2 protein-coding genes are annotated in these 1,770 nt (G+C 32.0%); both read left to right on the forward strand.

The features are described from left to right. Window positions 1–470: SPFH domain-containing protein (locus F6K22_RS40065; protein ID WP_293110654.1), on the forward strand; the 470-nt coding region annotated here is incomplete at its 5' end. 303 nt (window positions 471–773) lie between these two features. Further along, on the forward strand, window positions 774–1,770 hold a 997-nt coding region (locus tag F6K22_RS40070; RefSeq protein WP_293110656.1), incomplete at its 3' end, for a DNA cytosine methyltransferase.

Here is a 1,770-nt window from a genome sequence, read left to right on the forward strand (position 1 = left end):
CTCAAGAATCTTTTAAAATTGCTGCAGCGAGAAGAACTGTTGAAGAAGCTATTACAAAAAGGGAAGAATTAAAATCAGACTTTGATAATGCTTTAGGTTCTCGCTTGGATAAATATGGAATCATTGTGTTAGATACTAGCGTGATTGATTTAACATTTTCTCCTGAATTTGCTAGGGCAGTTGAAGATAAACAAATTGCCGAACAAAGAGCTCAAAGAGCAGTGTATATTGCTGAAGAAGCAGAACAAGAAGCTGAAGCAGAAATTAACCGCGCTAAGGGTAAAGCAGAAGCTCAAAAACTATTAGCTGAAACACTAAAAGCACAAGGTGGTGAGTTGGTTTTACAAAAAGAAGCTATAGAAGCTTGGAAAAAAGGTGGTTCTCAAATGCCTAAAGTTTTAATTCTTGGCAGTGAAAAGTCTCAAGGAGTTCCTTTTATTTTCAATCTCAGTAATATGGATGAAAATTAATAGTTAAAATTAGGAAAAAGGAAAAAGGAAGAAAGTAGGAAGAAGAAGAGAGTATTCAGTTGGGAATTTGATTTGAACTGAATACTCTCAAATTTTGTCAGCCATCAGCCTTAGTCATTAGCCATTAGACATTAGCTATTGCTTTTCGTTTTACATAAAAGCTTTATTTAAACCCCACTCCTTAAGAGCAGAGTTTTATTGAGCTAGAATTAAATATTACTACAAAAGCCTTGTTTTATTGCTGATAGCTGACAGCTAATAGCTGAAAGCTTACTTGAAAACTTCACTAAAAAATAAGTAATTTTGAATAAAGCAAACAAACTCAAAGGTATAGAATTATTTGCCGGAATAGGTGGTTTTCGTTTAGGAATGAAAGCTGCAAATATTAACACTATTTGGGCTAATGATATTAATGAACTTTGTTGTCAAGTTTATCAGAGTAATTTTGGTAGTAGTTCAATAGTATTAGGTGATATTAATCAAATTAATTTATCAGAAATTCCAGAACACGATATTTTAACTGCTGGTTTTCCCTGTCAACCATTTAGTCAAGCAGGTAAAAAAATGGGGATTAGAGATAAGGTCAGAGGCGCAGTTTTTCAACGCATTGTGGAAATAATTAAAGCCAAACAACCCCAATATTTTTTATTAGAAAATGTCAAAAGAATCCTAACTATGGAAAAGGGGTATCATTTCCGAATGATTTTAAATTCTCTCGCGACCTTAGATTATTTTATTGAATGGCGAATTATTAATACAATAAATTTTGGTATTCCCCAAAACAGAGATAGAATTTTTATTTTTGGTACCCGCATGATTAAATCAAAACACAAGATACCAGATTTAGAAAAATTGTCTATATTTTTAACAGATAATGATGTTGAAAATTTATCCTGCCATGAAAATAGTGATATAGAAAAATCTATGGAGTCTATTATCAATGGAAGTAGCAAAAACTATAACTGGGGTATTTCATACAAAAATAAAATGTATAGTCAATCTTTGCCTTTAATGTCTGACATCAAACCCAGAAAAAAACTCAAAGATATTCTACAAGATGAATCAGAAGTAAATCCACAATTTGATTTTACTGCGGACACTATTGAAAGGATTAAACAGAGTAAAAGTGTCAATAGATATTGTAATGGTGTAGAAATATTATATAACCAAGGTGGAGGAGCGCGTTTAGGGTATACAATATTTGGAATTAATGGCGTTACTTCCACATTAACTGCTTCTACTTCTAGACATTATGAAAGATATCAAGTCGGCAATAAATTTAGGCGTTTAACTAATATTG

The sequence above is a fragment of the Okeania sp. SIO2F4 genome, assembly GCF_010672385.1.
Classification (GTDB): domain Bacteria; phylum Cyanobacteriota; class Cyanobacteriia; order Cyanobacteriales; family Microcoleaceae; genus Trichodesmium.